The sequence below is a fragment of the Kolteria novifilia genome (assembly GCA_007748055.1).
In the GTDB taxonomy this organism is placed as follows: domain Bacteria; phylum Planctomycetota; class Planctomycetia; order Kolteriales; family Kolteriaceae; genus Kolteria; species Kolteria novifilia.
The window spans coordinates 2,612,738-2,637,201 of sequence record CP036279.1 but is presented as its reverse complement, the minus strand read 5'-3'; the positions used below and the strand labels follow the sequence as shown (position 1 = coordinate 2,637,201).

The window sequence follows — 24,464 nt, the reverse complement described above, 5'->3', positions numbered from 1 at the left end:
TGATCGCGCGGGTCACCGGTTGCATCTCGTTGCGATGGTGTCGGAAGACCGATCGCCGCCGATCGAGGGACGGGAAGTCGTGCGCGAACTGGACGTGGTGACTCGGCCCTGCCAGGTCTTATCCGGATGCCCACGCGCGCGAAGCCTTACGGCATTTCCACGCGAACGCGGGCATCGGCCCTTCTCAGACTCTGGGCCATGAAGCCACCGATCCAGGCCTCTACGGGCGGGAGTCGTTGATCACCATGGCGATGGATCGGCCTTCATCGGAGGCGAGATCGATCAACTCCGACTCGTCGAGCACCTGACCATTGGCATTTTGAAAGACGGTGACCAAGGGGCGGGTGAACGAAGCTCGGCCCGAACGAACGATCGTCGCCGCCCGCGCGTCGTCGAGAATCACATCGCAACCCAGCGGTGGGACGCCCAAGACGTGGAGCATGGCGCGAATCACCAGCGGATCAAAGAGTTGGTGACTCGTCATCCGCAACATGTAGCCAATCGCCTTATGCGGGACATAGGCACGGCGATAGGGACGCGGTGCCACCAGCGCGAGGTAGACGTCCGCCACCGCGAGTATTCTCGCGAAAGGATGAATTCCCTCGAGGCTGACCCCGCGCGGGTAGCCGACCCCGTTGGGACGTTCGTGGACCTGATAGGCCGCGAGGTGAGTCGCGCTGGGAAGTCCCGCCAACTTCGTCAGGCAATCGGCCGTGTGAATGGTGTGTCGGGCGACGAGCGCGAACTCTTCGTTTCCCAGCCGCCGCTTCGCTTCGCGAAGATTCCTGGGAACGCAGTGCATGCCGATGTCACAGAGAAGCCCCGCCAACCCGATCTGCAAGACATTTCGTTCATCGTAGCCCAACTCGATGCCGAGCGCCATCGCCAACACCGCGAGCCGAACCGCGTGCCGCTCGATCGTGTCATTGGCCCGGGCCCGCGGGAGGCACCCCAAGACGCCATCGATATCGGTTCGAAGCTGCGTCAGGAATTGCCCCGCGATGGCGCTGACGTGATGATCGCCGAGTTTGGTGTCGCGCCGCGTCGCCAGCAGACTCGCCATCAATTCGGTGAGCATCGTCACCGCGTCGGTGTAGCGGGCGACGACATCGCGCGCGAAGCCCTGGTCGATGTCGGCCCCGTCCTGATCGAGAAGCGTCGCCTTGACGGGGACGCCCGCGTTGACGATCTCGAGCCCCTGCTTGCGACCGGTGTCGATGTCGAGTTTCTTGCTCGCGCTGGTATGGATGTTGAGCTTCGTGTTGATGCGTACCTCGCCGAGCGTCTCGAGCGGTTGGGTGTCGACGAGCGTGGAACGATCATTCTCGTGCATCCAGGCGTTGACGATCTCGCGCGAGCGGAGCGACTGCAACAACTGTAGCGTGATCACCTCGCCCCCCGGCAGCAGACGTCGACCGGAGCGCTGCAACAGCGGGTATTCGGGACGTCCCCCAACGGGCAAGTCGGCCACCGCGACGGGCCGAAGCATGCCGACATTGCGAACGGCGGCACGACGCGGCGAGCGCCGCTTGCGAGCATCGGGTTCGGTGTCGAGGATATGATCGACGGCCGAGTCGAACTTGCGCGCCGTCGCGAGTCCCTGCAACTCTTGCGAGTAGTCCTTGGTGATCGGCTCCGGCGGAGGCTTGGGAATGTAGGGAGGCGCGTCGGGATCGACCACCGACGTCAGCGCCGCCACCAAGTCGGCGGCACTCGAGAATCGTTGATCGGGATCACGCTCAAGCAAGCGATTGACGATGCCGTCGAGCGGCTTGGGAACGTCACGTCGACAACTGACCAGGCTCGGCGCCTCCTCCTGCGCCTTGGCGACGAGCTTCTCGAGCGTCGTTCGCCGGTCGAAGACGACCCTCCCCGTCAACAAGTAGAAGAGCGTCGCCCCAACGGAGTAGAGGTCCGAGCCGCGATCGACTCGCCCCGGATCGACCAACTGTTCCGGGGCGACGAAGTCGATTGTTCCGATCATCCGCCCATGGAGGGTCATTCCGCTGAGGCCGCGTTCGACCAGCCCCTCGTGTTCCTCACCGTCGGGAGCCCCATTGCCGACGCGGGCGAGCCCCATGTCGAGGATCTTGACGACGCCGTCGGAGTTGACGAGCAAGTTCGCCGGCTTGATGTCGCGATGGATGATCTGTCGCGCGTGGGCGTAGTCTAGCCCCCGTGTCGCCTGCAACACGTAGTCGACCGCGATGTCGCAGGGAAGCGGTCCGAAGCGGAGGACCCGATCGGCGAGATCGCTGCCGTCGACATACTCCATCACCAGAAAGGGGATGCCGTCGTCCTCGCTGGCGTCGTAGGCATGAACGATGTTGGGATGGCGCAAGCGCGCCGCGGCCACCACTTCCCGGCCGAATCGCTCCACCGCGTCGGGCGAACGAGCCACCTCCGGCTTGAGGACCTTGAGGGCGACGGTTCGGTCCATGCGGCGGTGCCGAGCCTTGAAAACCGTTCCCATGCCGCCGACGCCAATCTCATTGAGAATCACGTAGTCGCCGAGAACGAGCCCGCGTGTGTGCCCGGCGAGCAGTTGGCGCAGCTGATAGTTAGTGATACGGCTCTGTTCGAGCAGTCGCTGGACCAACGCCTCGGCATCGCTCGGCATTCGCGACGGCGGCAGCGCCTCGAGGAACTCCTCAAGCTCCGCGAGGCTCATCAGACGACTCTTGTCGAGGCGTATCTTCAGTGCCTCCAGAGAGTCCTCCATCTCCCCTCCGATCGTGACGTCAGCACCGAGACGAACTCGTCCGAGAGGACCGCCACCCGAAGAATCCAGGACGTTCCGCTCCGCGACGCGATCCGACTCGCGTCAGGACTCCGCCGCCCGTTGCTGAAGGAGTTTGGCGACGAGGGCCGTCCAACCCGTTTGGTGGCTAGCTCCCAAGCCTTCGCCGGTCTCCCCATGGAAGTACTCGAAGAAGGGAATGTGATCGCGCCAGTGCGGATCGTTCTGAAAGATCTCGTTCTCGCCGAAGACCGCCCGTCGTCCCGTCGCGGCATCGCGCAGGAAGATGTTGGTCAATCGACTCGAGAGTTCGCTGGCCACCTCTCCGAGCGTCGCTTCCCGGTCCGAGTACCGCGGCATCTCGATCTTCAGCGAGTCACCGAAATAGTGATGGTACTTCTGGAGCGACTCGATCATCAAGTAGTTGACGGGGAACCAGATCGGTCCCCGCCAGTTCGAGTTACCGCCGAACAGCCCGCTCTTCGACTCGGCCGGCTCGTACGAGACGCACAGTTGTTGCCCATCGAGGGAGAAGCAAAACGGTTCGTGCATGTGCTGGCGCGACAGGGAGCGAACCCCGAACTCGGAGAGAAACCGCGACGGGTCGAGCATTCGCTCGAGCACTCGGACCAGCGCCCGGCGGTCAACGATCGAGAGCAGCCGCCTTCCGTTTCGCCCTTCGACCGTCAGCGAGTGAAGCGGCTGGACGAGATTGGGGCGGTACTTGATGAACCACTCCATCCGGCGACGAAAATGCGGCAAGCGATCGATGACTTCCGGTTTGAGGGTCTCGACGGCGAAGAGCGGAATCAGTCCCACGAACGAGCGGACCCGCAGGGGAACGTCCTCCCCCCCCTCGCGGCGGATATGGTCGTAGTAGAAACCGTCCTGCTCGTTCCAAAGGCCCGTTTGCCCACAGGTGTTGTTGATCGCGTTGGCGATGTAGACGAAGTGCTCGAAGAACTTCGTGGCGACCGATTCGTACGAGCGGCGATGGCTCGCCAGTTCGAGCGCGATCGCGAGCATGTTCAAGCAGAACATCCCCATCCACGCGGTGCCGTCGGCCTGCTCGATCTGGGTACCGTCGGGCAGCGGTTTCGAACGATCGAAGACGCCGATATTGTCGAGCCCGAGGAAGCCGCCCTGAAAGATGTTCTGCCCTTGGGCGTCCTTGCGATTGACCCACCAGGTGAAGTTTAAGAGAAGCTTGTGAAACGCCTCTTCGAGGAACTCGACGTCCGCCTTTCCCGTCACCTTCTTGGCGATCTTGTAGACCCGCCAAGCGGCCCAAGCGTGGACGGGAGGATTGGCGTCGTTGAAGTCCCACTCGTACGCCGGAAGCTGTCCGTTCGGGTGCATGTACCATTCTCGGAGAAAGAGAATGATCTGCCGCTTGGCCCATTCGGGGTCGATGAGCGCCGTCGGCAGCATGTGGAACGCGACGTCCCACGCCGCGAACCAGGGATACTCCCACTTGTCCGGCATCGAGAGGACATCGAGACAGTAGAGGTGGTTCCAGGCGCCGTTTCTGATGTTGTTTCTGTGCCGCGGCGGTGGCGGCGTGGCGGGGTCACCCTCGATCCACTGCTCAACGCCGTAGTGGTAGAACTGCTTACTCCAAAGCAGGCCGGCGAAGGCCTGGCGCTGGACGAGTCGCTCATCTTCGTTCAGGTTCGAGGAGTGAGTCGCTCGGTAAAACTCGTCGGCCTCATTGGCCCGCTCGCGGACGATGCGATCGGCGTGGGAGAAGGGATGCTCCCAGTTCGTATCGGCGAGTCGAAAATTGATGACGAACTCTTGCCCGGGCGCCAAGACGCGGTGAAAGTGACCCGCGCACTTCGAACCGAACTGCTCGGGATTGACGCACTCGGTCCGACCGCCGACGACCGCTTCCTGAATGCCGTCCTTCACGTAGGGACTCGGGTTCTCCCCGCCGAAGACGGCCGCGACATTGGTGTCGTTCTCGGTGAAGAGGAACGGCGGCGCGACGCCGCTCTCATCCGCGGCCCAGAACCACCGCTTGCCCATGTGACGTTCTTCGGTCTCGATCACTCCCTTACCGAGATGACGCAAGATGCCCCGTTCGGGCCGGTAGCCCCACGACCACGTGTTGCGGTACCAGACGTGGGGAAGCACGTGAATCGGCGCCGCCTCCGGGCCGCGGTTGATCACAGTGACCCGTCCGATGATGTCCTGCTGGCCCGCCTTGGCGTATTCGATGAAGACGTCGAAATAGCGGTCCTCGCGGAAGACGTGATTGAGCGCGTCAAAGAGCTCGTACTCCGGTTCTTCCCGACCGCGACGGCCGTTCTCCTCGATGAGTTGCTCGTAGGGGAACTCGCACTGAGGATACTTGTAGAGCATCTTCATGTAGGAGTGGGTCGGCGTGTTGTCGAGGTAGAAGTAGTACTCCTTGACGTCCTCGCCGTGGTTGCCCTGTCCGTTGGCGAGACCGAAGAGCCGCTCCTTGAGGATCGGGTCGTTCTCGTTCCAGAGCGCGACCGACATGCAGATATTCTGGAGCCGATTGCAAACACCGGCGAGGCCATCCTCGTTCCAGCGATAGGCTCGTTTCCCGGCCATCGAGAAGGGGAAGTAGTCCCAAGCGTTCCCGTCGTCGCTGTAGTCCTCGCGAACCGTTCCCCAAGCTCGTTCGGAGACATAGGGGCCCCAGTCCTTCCAGTCGGCCTTGCGGCCCTCGGAATCAATGAGCCGCCGATGCTCCGCGGTATTCGGCCAGGTCAACCTCGCTCCTCCCTCGCCTCTAGCAAAACAACTGATATCGCCCTCGGGCGCATCGTGGCATTGTCACGATGCGGACAGCGCGATGAAAGCAAATTCCCACGGCGCGCCCGGCGTCACTTGGTCGACAGTTTCGCGACCGCCGCTTCGTCGGTATAGAAAACGAGCTCCCCGTTTGTCGGCTTGATTCGCTGCGAGGGAAGCCGGTCGGGATCGGAGGGTCCTTCAAGAACCTCGACCAACCGATCGGTTTTGCTCTCGCCGACGACCAGGAAGAGGACCTCCTTGGCGGCATTGATCAACGGAGCCGTCATCGTCATCCGGGTCGCGTCGAACTTGGGAACGAAATTGGGCACGACCCACCGCTCCGTTTCCGCCAGCGCGGCGGTCTCGGGAAAGAGCGACGCTGTGTGCCCATCCGGCCCCATGCCGAGAAAGACAAGATCGAACGAGGGGGGCGGACCGTCGACCGCGACGCCGAAGAGGTTCGCGATCTCCTCCTGGTGCTCGCGCGCCGCCGCGTCGTGATCGGCGCGAGCGGCGGGCATGCGGTGGACGTGATCGGCGGCGAGCGACAACGTCGACAGCAGCGCCTCGTTGGTCATGTGGTAGTTGGACTCTTCGTGGTCGGGCGGCACCGGACGTTCATCGCCCCAGAAGAGATGAACCTTGTCCCACGCGACCCGCGCGCGATTCTCCGGCTCGGCGAGGATCTGATAGAGACGCTTCGGCGTCGATCCCCCCGACAGCGCCACCGCAAAGAACCCCCGCTCCGCAATCGCTCGGGCCGCCAGTCGAATGAATTCCTCGGCGGCGGCTCGCGCGACGGCTTCCCCGTCGCGGAAGGTCTCGATTCGGGCTCGCTGTTCGCTCATCGGTCGATCGCTCCTCATCCTGTTCTCGGCATGGACCACCTCGGCCTCGACGTGGCCCTCTACCATAAATGGGGGACCAACGCCCCTTGTCAACGAGGAGAGTCGTCGGTGCTGCACACCCTGGTCGTACCGATCTACGTCAACCTGTGGATCGTGAGCTTGCTCGTCCCATTGATCGCCTACGGTTTGGTCAAGCAACGAGGACGCGCGAGCTTCCACGCGGGAGAGGCGGTTGCGCTGGCCAACTGGCCAATCGCGATGATGCTGCTGTTGGTGGTGCTGGGAAGACTCGACTTTTGGGAAGTGGCTTTGGTCGCGGGACTCTGGGCGACAGCGACGTTCTGCTTCGCGGCGGCCGTGGGGTACCGCCAACTCACCGACGACAGCCGTTGCCGACGACAGGGAATCCCCGTGGCGATGCGTCCCTGGAGCCACTGGGCCGGACTCGCGTTGGGAGTCACTTTCTCGGCTGGGTCACTACTCGCGTTCCTCGTCCCCTGATAGGCACGTTCGCTACATTGAATCTCGGCCCTCAGATCGTGCGGAAGATTGCCCAATCATAGGCGTGTTCCGCATGCCCACGGCCAGCGTGTTCCGCATGCCCACGGCCAGCGTGGGCGTGGCACCCAAGAGTCTTTTTGTCAATGAATTAACCAATCAGGACACTGGCAGTCCAACAAGCTCCATGTGTCAAGAATTCCTCACCTCTCCAAGTCAGGGAGCGCCAAGCGACCCTGGCAGGCTTGGCCTCGGAGAGGTCGACGAGCGAAGCGAGACGGGTGAACAAGATCCCGTTGGAGTCAGGGCTCGTAGCGTCCCTTCTTGCGCGGAACGTACTCGTCGATCGGGAACTCGTCCGACGAAGGGGACTGGTCGGTCCTCTTGGGACGGCGACGTTCCGAGGAGGTGGGTCGCCGTTCGCCGGAAGAGGCTCGGCGAATCTCCTCGGAGATGGCCGACGTTCGCTTCGAGTTCTTCGGCTTGGCGGACTCGCCCGAACTCCTCTTCAACTCGTAGCCGACGATCGTGATCGCGATGATCGGCTGAAGCTCCTTGATCGCGGTCAACATCACCTCGACCGAACGCTTCTTGGCCGCCTCGCCGCCGGCTTCTCCGAAACAAGGGAACGCCAGCGACATGAACCCATGTTCCTCCGCCGCCTTGATGGCGTTCTGGGTCGCCTCGCCGATGGCATCCTCGAGCAGGCTCCCAAAGATCCCGAGCACCGCGACATGAACGATTCCGCGCATTGGCAGGCGCCCCGCGGAGGTGACGAAGGCCTCTCCCTCCTCAAGGCTCCCGGCGCAAGCAAGTTCGCGAAACGGCTGATCCCCGCCGCATGAAGCGATCTCTTTCGCGATCCCCTTTCGAAAGGTCAGCCAGGAGGGAAGCAGATTTCGCGACCAAGGATGAACGATCGCATCGACATCCTGGATCACGAGTCGGTCGGTGGTGAAATGTAAGTCGCTCAAGATGATGGTCCCACGGACGCTTCGCCTACCCATCTCTCGATGAATGGCAGAACCCTACCGACGCATTCGTTTGAAGATGCGGCCGGTAGGCTCGACGTGACAGCGAGCCATCACTCGTAGTGATCTGCGATTCACTCGCCGGAATCTCGTCCGCGCTTACTTTCCATCCTTCTCGGGAAAGAACACTTGGCATCGCGACGGCTTGAAGCGACTTTCGCGAGACGCAACGAAGTAAGAAAACGTGCCCGCCGCGGAGACCTCTTATGGCGGCATGGCAAGGGAAATCTCGAACGCTTGGCGACCATCGCACCGAGAAGACGATCGACCTTCCGAGGGCAGCAGGCCGAATTTCATGCGAAACGCGTACGAATCAGGCGGGCTTGGCAATCCTCTCTAAGAGATTTCTTACCCTTCGAGGCGGCAACTATCACTGTAATGCCTCGGGACGAACACCACAAGGGAACTCCTTGCCCATCACGATGCTTTCCCGCCGAAAACAGAGCTAACACGCCACGACCACCACCTGCACGATTAAGATCATGCACTTCCGCGATGATTCTTTCGCGCTAAGAAACGCGTTGGTACTGTCTTCTCCACGTGTAAGACCCTGTCGCGCGAACGCCCATCATCAAGCGCGAGGCGCCGTGCCGAGCAACCGGAGCCAGGGCCGTTTGTCGTTGGCAGGCCGTTGACGTCATCGGATCGAGAGGATCGGTCGTGGCCGACGGCGAATGGATCGACAAGCCGTTCGTTCGACTCACTCCTCCTTCCGCTCCACGATCGTGGAGATGACGTCGGTCCCAGGCGTGTCGCAAAGGGGAATACTCGTCGTCGGCTCGGACAAGACTTCCGCGAGCGTCGTTTTCGCGAACGCCTGCTCGACATGCTCGAGCGCCTTGTCCAAGCGCGCATGCAGAGGACAGAGGTGGACGCCGTGGGAAGCGAGTCCGAGCGGACACTCGTTGATCCGTTGGATCGGCTCAACGGCGTTGACGACATCGAGGATGGTCAACTCCTCGGGAGACTTGATGAGCGTGACCCCACCACCGCTGCCTCGCTGCGAGCGCACGACCCCGCCGCGCCTGAGCGACTGGACGACCTTGGAGAGATAGGCGCGGGGAACGCGCGTCGTCTTGGCGATCTGATCGGTGGTCTGCGCTTCGGGGGCGTGTCCCGCCAGGTGGACGACAACCCGCAGCGCGTACTCAACGGTTTGAGAGAACATTCAGGGAAACCTCTTGTCTCGTCCTTGCCACGTGACCGGCGTCATCGCCTCGGCCTTCACCCCATGGGAGTTCTCGACAACCTCGCCTCGAGATCCCTTCCGCGACCGATCGTCCAAGTGGACATTGACATCCTATTCAATTGCGGTAAGCTCTTGTAATTGGATGCGTACATCCAATTTCCGCGACAGCCGTGGGGCTGTCAAGCTGCGATAGCAGTCCGTTGATTTAAGCGGGCCAAGACGAGAACGAGCCATGTTGGCCAAGATCAAGGAGAAGAAACGCAGACGAGTCCGTCGATTCGTCGCGTTTCCTCGACGCGGACTTTGGTCAAAAGGGCCGTCCGGAGCCGGCAGCGAATAGATCAACGGGTTGCTAGGAGTCTTCTTCCTCTTTCGCCAAGGAGGCGCTTCCCCGTGCGACACATTGACGAACAACGGCTCAACACCGACCTCGAGTACCGCTACGACTACCTCTCCGAATTCATGGGCTTCTCCGAAGACGACGTCGATTGCCTTCATGAGCTCGCCCAATACCTCGCCCCAGCCGTTCCCGCTCTCGTTGACGCCGTCTACGACAAGCTGTTCGAGTACGATGCGACCAAGCGCCACTTCGCCGTGGCCCAGCACGGCTACGACGGCCCGTTGCCCGAGGGTGTCGCCTCGCTGTCGCTCGACGACGACGTCATTTCGTTTCGCAAGCAGCACCTCGGCACCTACCTCGCCGCCCTGGTCACCCGGCCCTATGACTCCAAGATGGTCACCTACCTCGACAACGTGGGCAGGATGCACACCATCAAGGGCGGCCGCGCCAGTTTGCAAGTCCCCCTCGTGCAGATGAACGCCCTGCTCGGCTTTGTCTCCGATGCGCTCATCGCGACGCTCTTTGGACTCGATCTCGACATCGAGAGAAAGCAACGGATGGTGCGTGCGGTCTCCAAGCTCTTGTGGCTCCAGAACGATTTGATCAATCGTCACTACGCCGAGCAAGAGGCGCCGGTCGCCGTTTGAGGACGAAGTAGCGCCGTGGTTTCTACCCCAATGGGTACATTCGCGACGACGGCATTGCGGAGACCAAGCTTGGCCACCGAACGACAGGCATCACACGCATGCCCACGCTCTCGTGGGCATCGCCCCTGGAGCGTGTTGGTCCAAGCGGACGTTTCGCGACGTCGGCCGGTCGCCAACGATCCTATCAGACGAGCAGGGCCGTTTCGACGACCAGTCCCGGCCCAAAGGCCATCGCGATGCACGGTCTCGGGACTTCGGTTTGACGAAGCCGGTCGAGAATAAAGAGGATTGTCGGCGACGACATGTTCCCGAGTTCGGCGAGCACGCCACGTGAGGCCTCGAGAGCCTGGTCCTCGAGCCGCAACGCTCGCGTCACCGAACGAAGAACGCGCGGGCCCCCCGGATGGACCGCCCACGCCCGAATGTCGTCAAGTCCCATTCCATAGCCCTCGAGCCATGTCGTGAGCCATGGCTCCAGATGGGTCTCGATCAACTCCGGGACGCGCGCCGAAAGGGTCATTTCGAACCCGTGGTCGCCGATCCGCCAGCTCATGCAGTCCTCGGACCCGGGGATCAAGCAGGACCCCGTGCCGCGAATCATGAAGCCTCGCTCTCGCCGCTGGGGCCGCGGCCGCGCGAGGAAGGTTCCCGCACCATCGGCGAACAGCGCGTTCGCGACCGCCATGTCGGGCTCCCATCCATAGCGAAAATGCAAACTGCACAGCTCGACCGCGCAGCCGAGCACCCGGGCCCCGCCACCCCGCACGAGTGATTCCGCGACGCGCAATCCATTGATGACGCCATGGCACCCCATGAACCCGACGTGGACCCTGCCGACATCGCGTCGTAGTTCGAGTTCCTTGATCAACTGAATGTCGACTCCCGGCGCGGAGAACCCGCTACAGGAAACCGTCACCAGGTGAGTGATTTCCTCGGGCAACGTCCCCGACTCGGCGAGCGTCTTCCGAGCGGCGTCGAGGGCGAGCCGAGGAGCCTCCTCCTCGTAGCGAGCCATCCGTTCGGCGGTCGAGGGGCCACGGTCGCCCGGGGACTGAGCCGGTTCGAAGAACTGCTGCCGGCGTTCCCCTTCGGACGCTTCGAGCAAGACACTGTGTCGATGCCCGACCCCGCTTCGCCGATAGAGCGCGGCGAGCAGCCGAGTTTGCTCCTCGTTCTCGCAACATAGCGCGTTGGCGAATTCCACGGCGTCGGATTGCTCGATCCCGTGTCGCGGCAACGATGTCGCCAGCCCTTCGAGCGAAACTCCCATCGTCACGGTCGCACCCTCCTCGGCACCATCCAGTTCACCAGGCCGTTCGATATCCTTGGACTCGCCGAAAGGATCCGAAGAGAAACATCAATCATCCGGGGATGGCGCAGCAGTGTCGCCAGCACCCGACATTTCCATTGTCGTCCGGTAACGACGTGCGCGTGGATCCGCGACCAGCGACGCTCTAGCTCCGGTCGCCAACCACCCACGGTCTCGATCGCCGGTTCCGCGACCGCCAAGCCCGATCGAATCGCCCACTCCATCCCCTCGCCGGTGAAGGGCTCCACGTACCCCGCGGCATCGCCGATCACGAAGAGGCGTTCGGCGGCCAATTGCCGCGTTCGTCGCGTCAGCAAGGGCGTCCCCTGCCAGTCGGCAGACGACAAGTCGCGGATCGGCGCCGCTCCGGCCTCGTCCAGGATCCGACCGATGGCGCCGTCGGCTCCTTCGCGGCGCGTCCGCTCCACATCGAGGGCGGCGGCGACGTTGATCCGCCCGTCCTCCAGTCGTGTCACGCCGACGTAGCCGGTGTGGGCGACATTCATGAAGATCGCGCCCGGTGGGTAGTCGCCTTCGGAGCTCTCGATCGCGGCCCCGAGGCCGATACGCGACCTTCTCTCGACGGTCGTGTCGAGAGTCTCCTCGCCGGCAGCGAGACGGCTTCCCAACCCCGTTGCCAGGATCACGACTCGGGCCGCGACCTCGACCACCTCGTGACCCTGTTCGAGGCGGACCCGTCGATAGCCCTTCTCGATACCTTCCACCAACGCGCGTGTCTCGGGAAGGAAGGACGCCCCCTGCTCCGCCGCCGCCGCGACAAGCATCTCGTCGAGTCGCTCGCGCGAGACGGCGATCCCCATTCCCGGCAAGTCGAGCGCCAAGCGCCGCCCGCGCGTCGCGAGCTCCAATCGCTGCGTTCGCGGTGCGCCGAGCGTGTCGAGCCAAGACGACAACCCGATGTCACTCAATGCGGTGACGGCGGCATCGTTGAGACAACCGCCGCAGACCTTCCGTCTGGGAAAGCTCTTTCGGTCGACGAGAAGTACCTCCGCTCCCCGGCGTGCGGCCTCGTGGGCGGCGACGGCTCCCGCCGGCCCCGCGCCGATGACGACAACGTCCCAAGCACGGTCGGCATCGCGTCGAGCAATCGTTCGCGGCTTCTTCAAGGACGCATCCATGTCAGCAAGAGTCGCTGCAACCAACGCCGGTGAACGTGGCAACCATCCATCCCAGCGGCCTGAGCCAATCGCTCGACCTCTTTCACTGTATAAGCGGCCCGCACGGAAAGGGGGCCATCGGTCCGGACGACGTAGCTGCTGGTCAGGAAATGGCACCCGGTATAGGCCAACGCGTAGCCGAGCGGACCACGGACGAGGTCGTGCACGAGCACGAGATGACCCGCGGCGCCAGCGAGGTTTCGCAACAGGGCGATCGAGCGTTCTTCGTCGAGATGGTGGAGAAAGAGCGAGGCCGTGAGGACGTCGTAGCCCGATGGGATGGGATCGTGGTCCAAGTCGAACGGGAAGAGCTCCATCGCGACGTCGGCTCGAGCGGCGTTCGCACGCGCCTCCTCAAGGGCGACCGGGCTGCGATCGCATCCGGCGACCTCGAGCGTGAACCCCCGGCGACGGGCCCAGGTCGCGAGCCGAACGGTGACGTCCGCCCCGCCGCACGCGATGTCGAGCACCCGCGTGGTCGAACCGCGTCGCGACTCGCAGAAGCGCCGCAGCGGACCCCACAGAATCCGGGCGCTGGAGGTGACCGCGTTGAGTCGCGCCAGTCCCTTGAGCGCTTGGCGATGGGCGCCGCGATCGAGCTCGGCTTGATCCATGATCTCCGGTTCGAGATGACGCGCGCTCAGATCGGGGAAAAGCAACCGTCGGCTCCCAATGGCATGAGTTGAGACATTGAGCTTGTGAGACTGGTGAGACTGGTGAGAGGTCGAGACACAACGACCGGCGGGGATCATCCCTCTTGAATGGCCTTGTAGAGCGTCCGCGATCGCCGAAAGCCGATCTTTCGGTAGAGACTCAAGGCGCCGCGATTCTCGGCGGTCACCTCGAGGCTTCCCATCCGCAAGTTGACACTGCGAAACCCGTGCAAGGACTTCAGGAGAAGCGCCGCGCCGAGACCTCGTCCACGAGCCTCGGGCACGACGCCAAGGTTCTGAATCATTCCGGTGCCGGTTCGGTCGGCGACCCCCTGCACGGTCCCAACATAGCCGACGGAATCGCCGAGAAGCCAAGTCGCTTGGGGAATGAAGCCCTTGCGCGAGGAGATCTCGCGCATCAACCGCTGACAACCATCCTCTTGGCCCAAGCAGGGAAAGATGCGGGCGTCCAATTCGTCGTGGAAGCAGCGAAACTTGACGCGGGCATGATGGTCCAGCATGGCCCGATGCCACGCGACCCAGTAGTAGCCTTCGGGCAAGTCGATCAAGGGGGGGAGTTCGGAGAGATCGATCTCCATCCGGTAGCGTTTGACGTAGGTTACGACCATGTTGTTCGCCACCGAAAGGGCATTCTCCTCGAGCCGCTTCGCGGCTATCCCATTGTAAGTCCGCCCCTAGAGATACGACAATACGCGCGTTTCGGCCCGCCGAACTTCGTCGAGTCCCGCCAGTGGAACTCGCGTCAATTCGGGCGCGTGCGTCCACGAGGCGACCATCGGCGTCGGCGGTGTCCGTGGGCACGCGACGGTCGCCGCGACAACGTCCGCCGCTGGGACGGAAGACGCATCAGCGCCGAGGCGATCAGACCGGAGGGGACCGCGATGGTTCCCACCCCGGCGATGGTAACAAAAGCGGTGAAGATCTTCCCGCCCACCGTCACCGGATACATGTCACCGTAGCCGACGGTGGTCAAGGTCGCCACCGACCACCACATGCAATGAAAGATCGATTGAAACTTGTCGGGCTGGGCCTCGCTCTCGAAGTAGTGAATCCCGACGGCCGACAGGAAGATCATGATCGCGACGACGAGGAGCAGGAGGACGAGTTCCTCGCGAATCGACTCGAAGGCGCGCGCGAAGTCCTTGATCGCGAGGTTAAATCGCATCAGCCGGAAGAGACGAAAGATCAACAAGAGCCGCAGTGCCCGCGCCGGCGCCGAGTCGATCGCGCCCGCCGAGAGATAGAAGGGCAGAATGGACGCCAGATCAACCATGCCCGAGTAGCTGAAGATGTACTCGCGCTTGTCGCGCGCGGCGATGAGCCGCAAGACATACTCCACGGTGAAGAGGACGATGACGACGTAGGTCAACGTATCGACGGTGCGTTCGACGCGAGGCGACAAGCTTGGGCCGTACGACTCGACACAGTAGAGGAGCATCCCGAAGACGATCAGCCCCATCGCGCAGAAGTTGAAGATGCGGCCTGATCGTTTGCTTTCGTCCAGCAGCTCGGCGATGCTCAAGGTCGCCTCCGTCATGAACTCGAAAAGAGGCGGCGCAACCAGCCCGTGGGCGCCGGTTCCGGCGGAGGGACGTTGAGCATCCGCCCGTGCAGCACCGCCAGACCGTTCTCGCGGCAAATCCGCTCGGCCATGCGATGGCCCACGAGCCGGACGATGCGCTGGTGGGCCTCCGCCATCCGGGGGGCCCGTTGGCGAGGCGAATGACCATCACTCCCGAGGAAGTGGACGATTCCGCGTTTCAGCCAGCTCTTCACGCCACGTTCGACATCGGGACTCGACGGCCGGGTGATGCTGCCGGCGTTCACCTGGATCAGGAAACCGTCCTCGACCAGCGATTCAATCAACCCCCGCTCCCTCAGGAGTTCGGGATAGCGCTCCGCGTGAGCCAAGATCATCGACACGCCCGACGGGATGAGGACCCGGCCGACTGGTCGCGGATCGATGAAGAGGTTGTGTGGCATCTCGATCAACAAGTACTTGCCGGCGTCCGCGATCGTCAGGAGTTGCCCCTTGTCGAAGAGATCATCGAGGTCGGGGCAAAGCATCACCTCCGCCGAGGGAAAGATCTCCAGATCGATGCCCTCGTCGGCAAGTTGCTTCGTGAGCCTGCCGGCCGCTTCGCGGATTCGCTCGGGGGTCACGTCTTCCCATTGCTCGTTCTGGTGAGCGACGGCGGCGACATGTCGCGTCCCTTCCTCCCAGGCGATGCGACACATCGCGAGCGCTTCCTCGTCGTTGGCCGGTCCGTCATCGAGACCCGCGTAGAGATGACAGTGCATGTCGACCAGCGTGTCCATGTCCTCGCCCTCCCACCAGGCAACGAGTCGGGCGTCCCAAGGCGCCATGAGCCATTTGCCGAAGGCGATTCTAAGGAAGCTCACCGTCCGCGGCGCGGTTCGATTCTTGACCATTTACTCAGACGGAGACGTCGACGACGACGGAGCGGCATCGCCCTTCCCCGCCGCGACGGGCACCGCGCCCGGGACGTCGGCGTCGGCCACCGCGTAGTTGTCGAACTGGATCGTGTACGCCGAGGAAAACCACGAGCGGATGTCGTCGGTGACGTCCGGCGCCTCGGGGAGATTGACGTGAAAGGTCGCGCTGTGGTGATCGGCGCGAACCTCGCCGTCCTCGACCACCAAGCAGCCGCTCTTAAAAACGTAGCGAGGCGACTCGAACATCGCTCGTTTGTCCTCTTGCGGCAGGTAGACCGTCACGTCCGCGTCCGCCCCCGGCCCCAAGTGTCCCTTCCGCGTCAGTCCGAGCAGCTTCGCCGGGCTCGCCCTGGTGATGATCGCGATTTCTTCCAGCGTGTACTCCCGGTCGAGGTCGGCGAGCAGACACCGACGCGCGATCCCCTTGGGAAGCGTCTTGAAGACCTCCCGGCGTCGATCGCGACTCATCAACAGTTCGATCGTGTGAGGATAGGTCGTGAAGGCGGCCCCGTTGGGATGGTCGGTGCTGAGCGCCAGTCGCCAAGGATCGGAGACCAACAAGTACCACTCGAGCCCCGCCGCCCACTGGATCGCGTGCACGAGATTCTTGTCGCGGTATTCGATCGGCAAGACACCGCATCCGGTCTCGCACTCGCTGTCGGAGGAATACCAACGTCCGCCGGTGACGCGATGCAAGTAATGGCCGACGGGGCCATCGCCCGTCATCGCCATCGTCCGGCCAAAATGGATGTTGCCGACATCGATCGAGAGGTTCGGATGCTTCATCAGCTCATCGACGAGTTTGGGAACCGCGGAAGTGAAGCTGAACTCGTCGTCGGCGCCTCCGCCGTAGCCGTGAAACTGAACGTGAGCCAAGTGGGCGCGATGACCTTCGAAGGCCCGCATCGTCTCACGGGTCGTCTCCCAATTGCCGGGAATGCCGAGGTTGCAGGTGTGGACGTGAACGGAATGAGGCAACGTCAGCGTGTCGGCCGCTCGCGCGAGCTCGCGCAAGATCGCGCGCGGCGTCACTCCGAAACCGGCGACGAGGCTGTCCAAGTCGGTGACCGTCTTGCGACCGGGCCGCTTCCACTGCTCGACGCCGCCGGGATTGACGATCTTGAGACCGTATCCCTTGATCGCGGTCAGCAGCCAAGCGAGGTAGCCGACGGTCCGCTCCTGGTCTTCTTCCTTGATGCGCTCCATCAAGTAGTGATTGTTGCCGCACAGCGCGAGGAAGGCTTTGTCGACGACGGGCGTATCGTCGAATTCCTCGTGAACCTCACGAGCGTAGAGCGGGGGAACCGCGGCGTCGACGGCGGACGTGTATCCCAGTCCGGCGTAGAGGTAGCCTGTCGCGTAGGAAGTCGGCACCGTGCCGCCGAGGCCCGATCGGCGTTCCTCGACGCGGGCGACGGGATCGCCTTCACGTACGATCTCCGGACACATGCGACGGCCCGCGTTGAGTTTGGGGCCCGCGATATGACTGTGCATGTCGACGCCGCCGGGCATCACGACATAGCCACGTAGGTCAATCGTGCGGGTAGGCAAGACGTCCGGATCGGAGGGGGCCGCGACGATCCTCGCGTCCTCGATCCAGAGATCCTTTTCCTCGCCGGCGATGCCATTGGCCGGATCGACGACGGTCCCACCTCGCAACTTCAGTAGCGTCATGTGTTTCCTTCGTCGGAAGCAAGCGGCCGGCGGAAGCGTGCGTGGACGGTCCTCCCCCTCGGCCGACGAGAGGATCGCGTGTCACTAGTGCTCTAGTGTCCTGATTGGTTAATTCATTGACGAAAAGACTCTTGGGTGCCTGCCCACGCTTGCCGTGGGCAGGCGGAACACGCCTATGATTGGGCAATCTTTCGCACGATCTGAGGGCCGAGACTCAATGTAGCGAACTTGCCTATCAGGACACCAGTTCAATTTAGAGCTGGTGTTTGGGGTTGCCTTGACCGTTTAGCACTGGCTGACAAGCAGCCAGTGGCACCCCAAAAATTGGATGGTCCAGTGCACTAGCTTCTTCTACGAGGGTGTGGGAGGAATTCCATCCCGGTGAGGCGCGGGAGCGCCTATGCCGAGGAACTCGGCGTGTCCGATTCAGATTCGATCTGGGAAACGATGGGCGAGGAATCGGCGTCGGACCCGCCCGTCTCCTTTCGCTTGGGACAGGCGCCGCATGAGAGCGTCATGTTGGCGATCCGTACCGGTTCGCCACCACAACTTCCCTTCAGGCAGCGGCCTTTCCACAGAAAGCCGATCCCCATCAGGAGGGCGAAGAGACCGAAGACACAGATGGCGAGTGCGATTTCGAGCATAGCACTTCCATTCTAGGCTGATTGTGCTGATCGACCACCGGTGCCTTGGTTGAGGAGCTTCTTGCGAGGCGGGGTTCGCCGTTCCCGAACGAGAAACCTTCGCCGCATGCCCGCGCAGTGCGTTGTCCCTTTTGGCACCCAAAGCACCCAAGAAGATCGACGAGAGTTCTCGAGTCAGTGGGCAACAACGCCCCTCCAGTCTTTCGCCTGGGGAATCGAAGAGTTCTGGAGGCTACCGCGAAAGAATCGGCATTCCCCGATTTGCCCGCAGGCGACTGGTGCAAACGTCGTCGACGGACGGATCGACCATCGATCGCCAAGCCCGAATCGGACGATGATGACCATGCGCCTCGCGACAACAAGGTCGTGGCCCAACGTCCGATGGACCGGACAAACGAGTATCGCTCCCGTGATCGATCTGCACGCCTACATCCACCGATTGCAACTACACCCGTTGCCGACGTTGGAAACGCCCGTCGAGCCGGGCTCGCTCCTGATCAATCCCCTGCTCAGCCGGGACGTGAGAGTTCAGGAACATGTGCGCCGCTTCCTCCCAAGCCAACCACCGGAGTTCTGGGAAACCGAACGGTCGGCGAGCAACCTCGTCCCCGAGCCGATTCCGGCCACCTTTCGCGCCGATGACGACGGCGGGTTTCGCGAACTCGGCATCCGCATCGACGCCGGGGCCCTACCGCCCGCAACGCCGATCTCCGTCTCCGTGACCGGGGTCGAAGGCCGCACCTTCGCGGCACGCTCCCAACGAGCCAATCGTTTCGCGCTGGTCACGCTCTTGGGCGACCTGCGCGACGATGCGGATCGTTCGCGGTACTTGAAGGACTGCTGGGTGGTGACCGAAGTCTACTACGTGGTCGACGCGACCTTCCGCATTCGGACGTCGACGGGAAATCGCCCTCCCACGTCGGCCACGGAGGTCGGCATTCAAGTGCGTGGCGAGGGACGCGTCGACTGGCTCGACGAGGGGACCTTTCGCATCACCCACCATCATGCCATTCCGTTCGCGTTCGGCGGCTTTCAGGTCGTTTGAGCGGACTACGATCGGCGGTCGGCGTTCCCCTGATCGCGCACGGGCAAGCCAAGGACGTCGGCCGTATGACCGTCCAGTCCACGATTGGGGGATTCGAGCGTGAATCGGTTGGAGGTGGCGGGAGGGTGACCCGGCGCGAGGCTGTCGCCCCTTCCTGGAGCGGGAGGCGCGATCTCCTCCCGCTGGATGTTTACGTTGCCCGTCGGGGCAATCGGCTACAGGCGCGCGACGCTGTCGACGGCCGAAGCGATTTCTTCCGGGCTGGGCACGTAGCGATACTGCATGAGGTAGGCATCCTCGTCCGTATCGGGGTAGTAGTGCCGCAAGATCTGAACCGCCCGGAACCCTTCGTGACGGAAGAAGAGCTGGGCATCCAAGTTTGTTTCTCGAACCTCGAGCGTGATGCGGGTTCGGCGATGACTCGAAAGCTTGCTGATCAGCTTATTGATCATCTGCGAACCGATCCCCTGGCGAGCGTGCTCGGGGTGGACGGCAAAGTTGAGGATGTGCAGCTTCGTCTTGTGTAGCTCGTAGATCATGAAGCCGACAACCTTTTCGCCGAGCTCGGCGACCATCCCGATGCAGTTGCGCTGACGCAAGCATCGCAGAAAGTCCTCTTCGGACCAGGGATAGTCGTAGAGGCCCTGCTCGATGTTGAGGACCTCCGGCATGTCTCTTCGGATCATCCAACGAATATGGACGCGAAGATCACGCTTCTGGGTGTAGCCGGCACTCATTCACATTCCCTTCCCTGGACAGCACGGGCCTCGATGGCTGGTCCCGTACGTCATCCTGACGTCAAGTTGCGGGGCGACTCGCTCGCGCGATCGTCCCCGCACCCAAGGTGACTTCCCAGCGCGGTGACCGGCTCCTCCGGTCGGCTGGAATGTCTCGCGTCGAATCATGTAGCGACGTCCGCTGGTGCCGTTCTCGCGCCCGACCTGATGCGTCCAATCGAGTCCAAAACGACAGGATCGGTCGACATCGTCGCTCAGCGTTTTGGGCTGATAGCAGTCCGCCCAAATCAGAACAAGAGCACTACCCGCCGAGGAGTGGTCGTCGCGAAAAAACCATCGCCCGCCGATCGCTAGCAGATCGCAAGGAGCGATTGCCGTCAAGATCGGGCACGAGGGCTACTTCTCGGATCGGCACCCCTCCCCCCCTTGATCAGTCAACATCAGCGAAATCGAGCTTTTCTCAAACTGGAAGCGTGACAAAGACCAAGAAAACCCCGCAGTCTCGCGCCCTCGCCAAGACCGTTCTCTCCGCTACCGGAAGATGGAGAACACGACCAATTCTTGTCGAATTCACGGGAGGGCTTCTCACCGGCGCGGCGACCTCCTCGTCCCCCACCAACTCGCTGTGCCTCGCGCCGACGATCAACTCTTGAGACGAAGCCTAGTATTGCCAGGAAGGTTCGCGGAGAATTCCGCACGATTGAAGTCGAAGAGCGAATGGGAGAGGAACGACCGCTTCAGCGCGACGTGACGCCGGTCAACCAGGGCATGATGAGCGAACAGACGATGCCGCCAACCGCGAGCGTCGGCCAAAAGATGAAGGGGAAGAGATTGAGTACCGCGTACCAGTAGCGACCACTTCGTCCGCGAACCGCGACCGACGAGGTGATGACGTCTGTTTCGGTCGTCTTCGTTCGACTCGCCATCGTCACCTCAAGATTCCGTAAGGATCCCCTGCAACTGCTTCGCGACCGCAGGCGTCCACCGATAGACTCGGCGGCGATCGCCCTCGAACATCCCGCCGAAAAAGACGGGAACCGCGACCACTCGAAAGCTCGCGTCGTCGACCTTCTCCATCGGAACAAGAAAGGTTTGTCCCGCCGGTGCTTCGGGAGTGTCGACTCCCGAGAGGGCGATTGTCGTTCCCTGAAGAGCCTGGTCGCCGCGCCACACGTTCTCAATGACGAATTGAGGTGGCTCGCCCACGAATTTGCCGGTCACGACCGCGGATGCCGTGAGAATTTGGGGACGCGAGAGGATGACCGGGTTCGAGACCGTGAGAACCTGCACCAAGAGAAAACAGAACCAGAGCCCGAGAGGTATCGTCGCGAGGATCAACCGAAGCTTGGCTCCTGACGTCGACGATTCCGCCGGAGGGGCGGTCGGCGTGGCGGCGTCCTTGGTTGACGTCTCGTCCGTCACTTAGAGTTCGTCCCACTCGATCTTGTATTCGCGGACGAAGACCTCGTCGAAATCGTAGAGATCGTCGAAATCCTCAAGACGATCGTCGTCCGATTTGTGCCAGTGACCGGCCTCGATCAAGGTGTAGACCATGGCGCCGAAGTCGCGGGTGTTTTGGATGCCCCAGAGTCGAAAAACGACGGGAGCCATCATGCCGAACTGCTCGAGGGCGTAGTGGCGAACTCCTTCGAGGAGCTGCTGCCCGGAGACGTGATTGCTTTGGGTTTCGGGCTCCGCCGCTTCTCCAGCCGGACGGGAGACCTTACCCAGCATCCGTTGGGTATACGCGAGAGCATGACAGAGGAACTCGTACGCCTCGACGGCGTAGCGATCGTCTTGCTGCGCGATATCCACCAATTCGGACCGACGCCCGCTCATCGTTGGGATCCTCGCCGAAACTAGTGTCGCGCGGAGAAGAACGCTCCTTCTCCGGAGCGTTCCTGGCCTGTCAACAGTCACTCCCCCATCTCTACGCTTCATTCTAATCGGTCGCGACGACGATGCAAGACGCACCCTCAGGAACGCTAACCTAAAATATCCTTTCGAGTTGCGCGGAATCCCCTTCTCAAACCCCATTCACCGACGGCAAGACCGTTCGACGCGCTTCGAGGGTCAAATTCGACACAATCGGATCGAAATCGCGCCGATTTGCCCCCGTTCGCCCCCGTTTCGCACCAGTTCGCCCTTCCGCGAGTGATATGTTTCAGCAGATCCGCCCGAATGCCAATTTCCCTAGGCGGATGGAAGGACTAGACCCATGGCACAACTCCAACATCTCCATCCACTGCGCAGCACCCGTCCAGCCCGCTGGATCGCGTTGGCTGGACTTTCGCTCTCGTTCGTGATGAGCAGTGGTTGCGCGACCACCGGATCCGGGAAGGAGTTCAACTGGCCGTGGAAGAAAAAGGAAGGGGTCGCGGCCGGGCCGCTGGTTCCGTCCGCTCCCGACGGAGGGTTGCTCCCTCCTCCGGGGTCCGCCGATCGTCGCTTGCCACCGCCAAGCCGTTCGGCCGTGAACCTCGGCAAACCAATCTTTCCCGCGACCGCCCGACAGGAATCGGAAGATCTCAACCTGATCTCCTGGACCACCGGCGACCATCGGTAGCCATTTGGTCTACTATCTGATATCGTTGATCGAGATTGACGCCGAAATCGGAAGTTCTCGAGCAACCGTCGCCGCTTTCTGCACGAAGGTCATCTCTTCCCTCGGCAGCGGCACTTCCACTTTCAACGGCGGATTCAGCGCGACCAACGTCGTTCCCTTCGGCTGCCACCCAAGCGAGTTCTGGAAGTCGAGCACCACCGTCTCGTCGGTCTTGTCGACCAGACAGATGATCTCCAATTCCGTCGAATGCCCCGTCAACACGCTCATCGGTTCAAGGGCATCCTTGTCGGGACTCGCGGTCACCACTGGAGCCCCCTCCCGCCGAATCGCCACCTTCCCCGGCCAATAGTGCGTCAACGTCTCCTCGGCCAAGTTCGTCACCACCAGCGAGACGAGCATCGTTCGACTACGCTGCTCCTTGTCCCCGCAATCGATCCGCGTCACCGCCACCTCGACCCATCCGTTGTGCTCGACGACGAGCTCCTCTTCCTCCTCCGGCTTCTCCGCGACGACCGTTTCCTCGTCGTCCAACCCAAGTTCCATCGAGTCATAACGGGCCATGTAGGGACTGTGGGTACAGCCGCACAGCGCGAACAGCAGCATCGTGGGAGCGAGGGTTCTCAAGACGACGTCTCCTCTAACCGCCGGTGGAAGCATCGAGCGGAACCAACTGCTCGGTCGTCACGATCGGTACCGGCAAGTCGGTCTTGTTGGTCGTGGTGCCGATCACGCCGATGCGCCGACCGACGTAGGAGTCCATGCTGAGTCCTGGGACCGGGACGATGTAGTGCGTGTTGAGCCCAGCGTTGTTGCGGAGCGTGTAGGTCGTCTTGCCATCGACGCGGATCGCCGCCGGTCGCAGCACCCCTTGGGCCGTGAACCGCGGACCGACGTCGTGGGCGATCTGCTCGTGACGCTGCTGCAACTGGGCCAATTCGCTGTCGCGCTGCATCGCCGCTTCGGTCTGACGCCGAGCGTCGAGGAGTGTCCGCTTCAACCCGGACCACCACTGAACCCGACCGAGCGACGCTTCGATCTCGCGGCGCTGCTCCGCCGTGGGGTTGGCGTCGAGCAGCTTCTCGAACGACTCCTGGGCCTCGTCGAGGCTCCACTTTTCCGGTGGGCGGGCCCGCATCGCCTCAAGCTGGTTCTTCAGCGACGCGATCCGCTTCTCGAGAGGAGCCTTCGGATCGTCGGCGAACTTCACGGGAGGTTGATCGGCGTCGGACTCCTCCTTCGGAACCGTCTTCTCCGACTTGGCGAACGTGAGCTCCTCCTCGTCGGCCTTGGGATCTCCCTCATGGATCGCGGGCGGAATGACGCGACTGCCGACGGCATTGACCAGCGGCGCTTGCGGCGCGCTGTCGAAGTCGGTGTCGTCGTCGACCAGGCCGACCTTCTCCTCGGCCGCCGCCGCGACGACGGGCATCTCCGTCCCGTTGCTGGGCAGGTCGAGATCGGTCCGAGCCACGTAGCGAACTTCCTCGTCGGGAGGGAGAATCTTGTACCAGGCGACGATCTTGCCGTCCTCTTTGCCGTAGGCCTTGTCGAGGATGGCGACGTGATCGCCTTGTTTGAGCGTTACTTGAAAGACGTGCCGCGCATCGGTCAATTCGCTACCGATACGCACTTTTGAACTGGGAACAATGACTTTGCCGGAGCCGTCTTCCTGTTCCTCGACGGTGCGCGCGAGGATCCAACTGAAGCTCCCGCCCGGGGGTTTGATCGCGACCCAACGTTTGGTCGAGTCGCCGTAGGCCGTCACCGCTTCACCCACGCTGAGTGCCTGGGTCGGGTAGAAACCGATGCCCGGCCCACTCAGGGCGTAGGCTTGCTCGTTGGCGACCTTCGCTTCATAAGCGGACGGAGGTTGGGCGCTCGCGACCGAACTGGGGCCACTAGCGACCAACCAGGTCAGCAACCAAGAGCCAACGTTCCGAAAGCGATGCCTCATGCCTCGCTCCGACGAGCACCCCGGACTATTCGATCGTTCCCTCAACGATCGTCCAAGCCCTCCTTAGAGTGACCAAGCCGATTTCATGCAAGCCCGTTCGTCGACCGAACCACGTCGGTTTCGACGCGTCGAAACCCACCAGCACGATAGCGAAGCCAGCCAGC

At 62.5% G+C, this 24,464-nt stretch carries 23 protein-coding genes; 4 read left to right on the top strand and 19 right to left on the bottom strand.

Going from position 1 to position 24,464, the window contains the following annotated elements; all coding sequences use genetic code 11:
- Positions 1 to 220: 220 nt before the first annotated feature.
- The 3 genes from Pan216_RS09765 to pgl all read right to left on the bottom strand — a co-directional run bounded on the left by Pan216_RS09765 (position 221) and on the right by pgl (position 6,357).
- Complete coding sequence (locus Pan216_RS09765; RefSeq protein WP_145257812.1) at positions 221 to 2,722, bottom strand: protein kinase domain-containing protein; 2,502 nt, start codon at positions 2,720 to 2,722, stop codon at positions 221 to 223.
- A gap of 102 nt (positions 2,723 to 2,824) precedes the next feature.
- Positions 2,825 to 5,485 carry an MGH1-like glycoside hydrolase domain-containing protein gene (locus Pan216_RS09760; protein WP_145257811.1) on the bottom strand — a complete coding sequence of 887 codons (2,661 nt, stop codon included), beginning with the start codon at positions 5,483 to 5,485 and terminating at the stop codon, positions 2,825 to 2,827.
- A 113-nt stretch (positions 5,486 to 5,598) separates the two neighbouring features.
- Complete coding sequence (pgl, locus tag Pan216_RS09755; protein WP_145257810.1) at positions 5,599 to 6,357, bottom strand: 6-phosphogluconolactonase; 759 nt, start codon at positions 6,355 to 6,357, stop codon at positions 5,599 to 5,601.
- Between the two features lie 108 nt (positions 6,358 to 6,465).
- On the opposite strand from pgl, the gene Pan216_RS09750 reads away from it, so the two are divergent.
- Complete coding sequence (locus Pan216_RS09750; protein ID WP_145257809.1) at positions 6,466 to 6,858, top strand: hypothetical protein; 393 nt, start codon at positions 6,466 to 6,468, stop codon at positions 6,856 to 6,858.
- Between the two features lie 299 nt (positions 6,859 to 7,157).
- On the opposite strand, the gene Pan216_RS09745 is transcribed toward Pan216_RS09750, so the two are convergent.
- Together Pan216_RS09745 and Pan216_RS09740 are read right to left on the bottom strand one after the other, a co-directional pair.
- A complete protein-coding gene (locus tag Pan216_RS09745; RefSeq protein ID WP_419193465.1) occupies positions 7,158 to 7,829 on the bottom strand; it encodes a macro domain-containing protein in 672 nt (223 codons plus the stop codon).
- Positions 7,830 to 8,586: 757 nt separating this feature from the next.
- Positions 8,587 to 9,054, bottom strand: coding sequence for an RrF2 family transcriptional regulator (locus tag Pan216_RS09740; protein ID WP_145257807.1), 468 nt, complete (start codon positions 9,052 to 9,054; stop codon positions 8,587 to 8,589).
- A gap of 414 nt (positions 9,055 to 9,468) precedes the next feature.
- On the opposite strand from Pan216_RS09740, the gene Pan216_RS09735 reads away from it, so the two are divergent.
- Complete coding sequence (locus tag Pan216_RS09735; RefSeq protein WP_145257806.1) at positions 9,469 to 10,062, top strand: protoglobin family protein; 594 nt, start codon at positions 9,469 to 9,471, stop codon at positions 10,060 to 10,062.
- A gap of 184 nt (positions 10,063 to 10,246) precedes the next feature.
- Here the strand turns inward: Pan216_RS09735 and Pan216_RS09730 are convergent, their stop codons facing one another.
- From Pan216_RS09730 to Pan216_RS09695, 8 genes are all read right to left on the bottom strand, one after another.
- Positions 10,247 to 11,332, bottom strand: a complete 1,086-nt coding sequence (locus Pan216_RS09730) for a type III polyketide synthase (protein ID WP_145263826.1) — start codon at positions 11,330 to 11,332, stop codon at positions 10,247 to 10,249.
- Between the two features lie 2 nt (positions 11,333 to 11,334).
- The gene (locus tag Pan216_RS09725) at positions 11,335 to 12,510 is read right to left on the bottom strand and encodes an NAD(P)/FAD-dependent oxidoreductase (protein WP_145257805.1); all 1,176 of its coding nucleotides are present in this window, start codon (positions 12,508 to 12,510) and stop codon (positions 11,335 to 11,337) included.
- Complete coding sequence (locus Pan216_RS09720) at positions 12,495 to 13,208, bottom strand: methyltransferase domain-containing protein (RefSeq protein ID WP_419193464.1); 714 nt, start codon at positions 13,206 to 13,208, stop codon at positions 12,495 to 12,497. The genes Pan216_RS09725 and Pan216_RS09720 overlap by 16 nt, the downstream gene beginning before the upstream one ends.
- An 89-nt stretch (positions 13,209 to 13,297) precedes the next feature.
- Positions 13,298 to 13,843 carry a GNAT family N-acetyltransferase gene (locus tag Pan216_RS09715; protein ID WP_419193463.1) on the bottom strand — a complete coding sequence of 182 codons (546 nt, stop codon included), beginning with the start codon at positions 13,841 to 13,843 and terminating at the stop codon, positions 13,298 to 13,300.
- A gap of 122 nt (positions 13,844 to 13,965) precedes the next feature.
- Positions 13,966 to 14,745, bottom strand: a complete 780-nt coding sequence (locus Pan216_RS09710; protein ID WP_419193462.1) for an ion transporter — start codon at positions 14,743 to 14,745, stop codon at positions 13,966 to 13,968.
- Positions 14,746 to 14,756: 11 nt separating this feature from the next.
- Positions 14,757 to 15,542 (bottom strand): tyrosine-protein phosphatase, encoded by a 786-nt coding sequence (locus Pan216_RS09705; RefSeq protein WP_145257802.1) that lies wholly within the window; start codon positions 15,540 to 15,542, stop codon positions 14,757 to 14,759.
- Between the two features lie 114 nt (positions 15,543 to 15,656).
- The gene (locus Pan216_RS09700) at positions 15,657 to 17,354 is read right to left on the bottom strand and encodes a formylmethanofuran dehydrogenase subunit A (protein WP_145257801.1); all 1,698 of its coding nucleotides are present in this window, start codon (positions 17,352 to 17,354) and stop codon (positions 15,657 to 15,659) included.
- 398 nt (positions 17,355 to 17,752) lie between these two features.
- Positions 17,753 to 17,998 (bottom strand): hypothetical protein, encoded by a 246-nt coding sequence (locus Pan216_RS09695; protein WP_145257800.1) that lies wholly within the window; start codon positions 17,996 to 17,998, stop codon positions 17,753 to 17,755.
- Between the two features lie 409 nt (positions 17,999 to 18,407).
- Here Pan216_RS09695 and Pan216_RS09690 point away from each other — a divergent pair, with 409 nt between their 5' ends.
- Positions 18,408 to 19,043, top strand: coding sequence for a hypothetical protein (locus tag Pan216_RS09690; protein ID WP_145257799.1), 636 nt, complete (start codon positions 18,408 to 18,410; stop codon positions 19,041 to 19,043).
- 215 nt (positions 19,044 to 19,258) lie between these two features.
- Here the strand turns inward: Pan216_RS09690 and rimI are convergent, their stop codons facing one another.
- The 4 genes from rimI to Pan216_RS09670 all read right to left on the bottom strand — a co-directional run bounded on the left by rimI (position 19,259) and on the right by Pan216_RS09670 (position 21,619).
- Positions 19,259 to 19,780: a ribosomal protein S18-alanine N-acetyltransferase gene (gene rimI / locus Pan216_RS09685; RefSeq protein WP_145257798.1), complete on the bottom strand. Its 522-nt coding sequence runs from the start codon at positions 19,778 to 19,780 to the stop codon at positions 19,259 to 19,261.
- 737 nt (positions 19,781 to 20,517) lie between these two features.
- On the bottom strand, positions 20,518 to 20,706 hold the full coding sequence (locus tag Pan216_RS09680; protein ID WP_145257797.1) for a hypothetical protein: 189 nt from the start codon (positions 20,704 to 20,706) through the stop codon (positions 20,518 to 20,520).
- Between the two features lie 7 nt (positions 20,707 to 20,713).
- Positions 20,714 to 21,202 carry a hypothetical protein gene (locus Pan216_RS09675; RefSeq protein WP_145257796.1) on the bottom strand — a complete coding sequence of 163 codons (489 nt, stop codon included), beginning with the start codon at positions 21,200 to 21,202 and terminating at the stop codon, positions 20,714 to 20,716.
- Complete coding sequence (locus Pan216_RS09670; RefSeq protein WP_145257795.1) at positions 21,203 to 21,619, bottom strand: Minf_1886 family protein; 417 nt, start codon at positions 21,617 to 21,619, stop codon at positions 21,203 to 21,205.
- Between the two features lie 379 nt (positions 21,620 to 21,998).
- Between Pan216_RS09670 and Pan216_RS09665 the strand changes: the two genes are divergently transcribed.
- Positions 21,999 to 22,346, top strand: coding sequence for a hypothetical protein (locus Pan216_RS09665; protein ID WP_145257794.1), 348 nt, complete (start codon positions 21,999 to 22,001; stop codon positions 22,344 to 22,346).
- 12 nt (positions 22,347 to 22,358) lie between these two features.
- Here Pan216_RS09665 and Pan216_RS09660 read toward each other — a convergent pair whose 3' ends face one another.
- Positions 22,359 to 22,970: a hypothetical protein gene (locus tag Pan216_RS09660; protein ID WP_145257793.1), complete on the bottom strand. Its 612-nt coding sequence runs from the start codon at positions 22,968 to 22,970 to the stop codon at positions 22,359 to 22,361.
- Positions 22,971 to 22,983: 13 nt separating this feature from the next.
- A complete protein-coding gene (locus tag Pan216_RS09655; RefSeq protein WP_145257792.1) occupies positions 22,984 to 24,300 on the bottom strand; it encodes a hypothetical protein in 1,317 nt (438 codons plus the stop codon).
- Positions 24,301 to 24,464: the final 164 nt, after the last annotated feature.

Bases quoted from the DNA above. Each gene is read 5' to 3' on its own strand.
- Pan216_RS09700 (WP_145257801.1), bottom strand. From the start codon at position 17,354: ATGACGCTACTGAAGTTGCGAGGTGGGACCGTCGTCGATCCGGCCAAT.
- Pan216_RS09655 (WP_145257792.1), bottom strand. From the start codon at position 24,300: ATGAGGCATCGCTTTCGGAACGTTGGCTCTTGGTTGCTGACCTGGTTG.
- rimI (WP_145257798.1), bottom strand. From the start codon at position 19,780: ATGAGTGCCGGCTACACCCAGAAGCGTGATCTTCGCGTCCATATTCGT.
- Pan216_RS09765 (WP_145257812.1), bottom strand. From the start codon at position 2,722: ATGGAGGACTCTCTGGAGGCACTGAAGATACGCCTCGACAAGAGTCGT.
- Pan216_RS09705 (WP_145257802.1), bottom strand. From the start codon at position 15,542: ATGGACACGCTGGTCGACATGCACTGTCATCTCTACGCGGGTCTCGAT.
- Pan216_RS09695 (WP_145257800.1), bottom strand. From the start codon at position 17,998: ATGCTCGAAATCGCACTCGCCATCTGTGTCTTCGGTCTCTTCGCCCTC.
- Pan216_RS09730 (WP_145263826.1), bottom strand. From the start codon at position 11,332: ATGGGAGTTTCGCTCGAAGGGCTGGCGACATCGTTGCCGCGACACGGG.
- Pan216_RS09725 (WP_145257805.1), bottom strand. From the start codon at position 12,510: ATGGATGCGTCCTTGAAGAAGCCGCGAACGATTGCTCGACGCGATGCC.
- Pan216_RS09665 (WP_145257794.1), top strand. From the start codon at position 21,999: ATGGCACAACTCCAACATCTCCATCCACTGCGCAGCACCCGTCCAGCC.
- Pan216_RS09680 (WP_145257797.1), bottom strand. From the start codon at position 20,706: ATGGCGAGTCGAACGAAGACGACCGAAACAGACGTCATCACCTCGTCG.
- Pan216_RS09670 (WP_145257795.1), bottom strand. From the start codon at position 21,619: ATGAGCGGGCGTCGGTCCGAATTGGTGGATATCGCGCAGCAAGACGAT.
- Pan216_RS09740 (WP_145257807.1), bottom strand. From the start codon at position 9,054: ATGTTCTCTCAAACCGTTGAGTACGCGCTGCGGGTTGTCGTCCACCTG.
- pgl (WP_145257810.1), bottom strand. From the start codon at position 6,357: ATGAGCGAACAGCGAGCCCGAATCGAGACCTTCCGCGACGGGGAAGCC.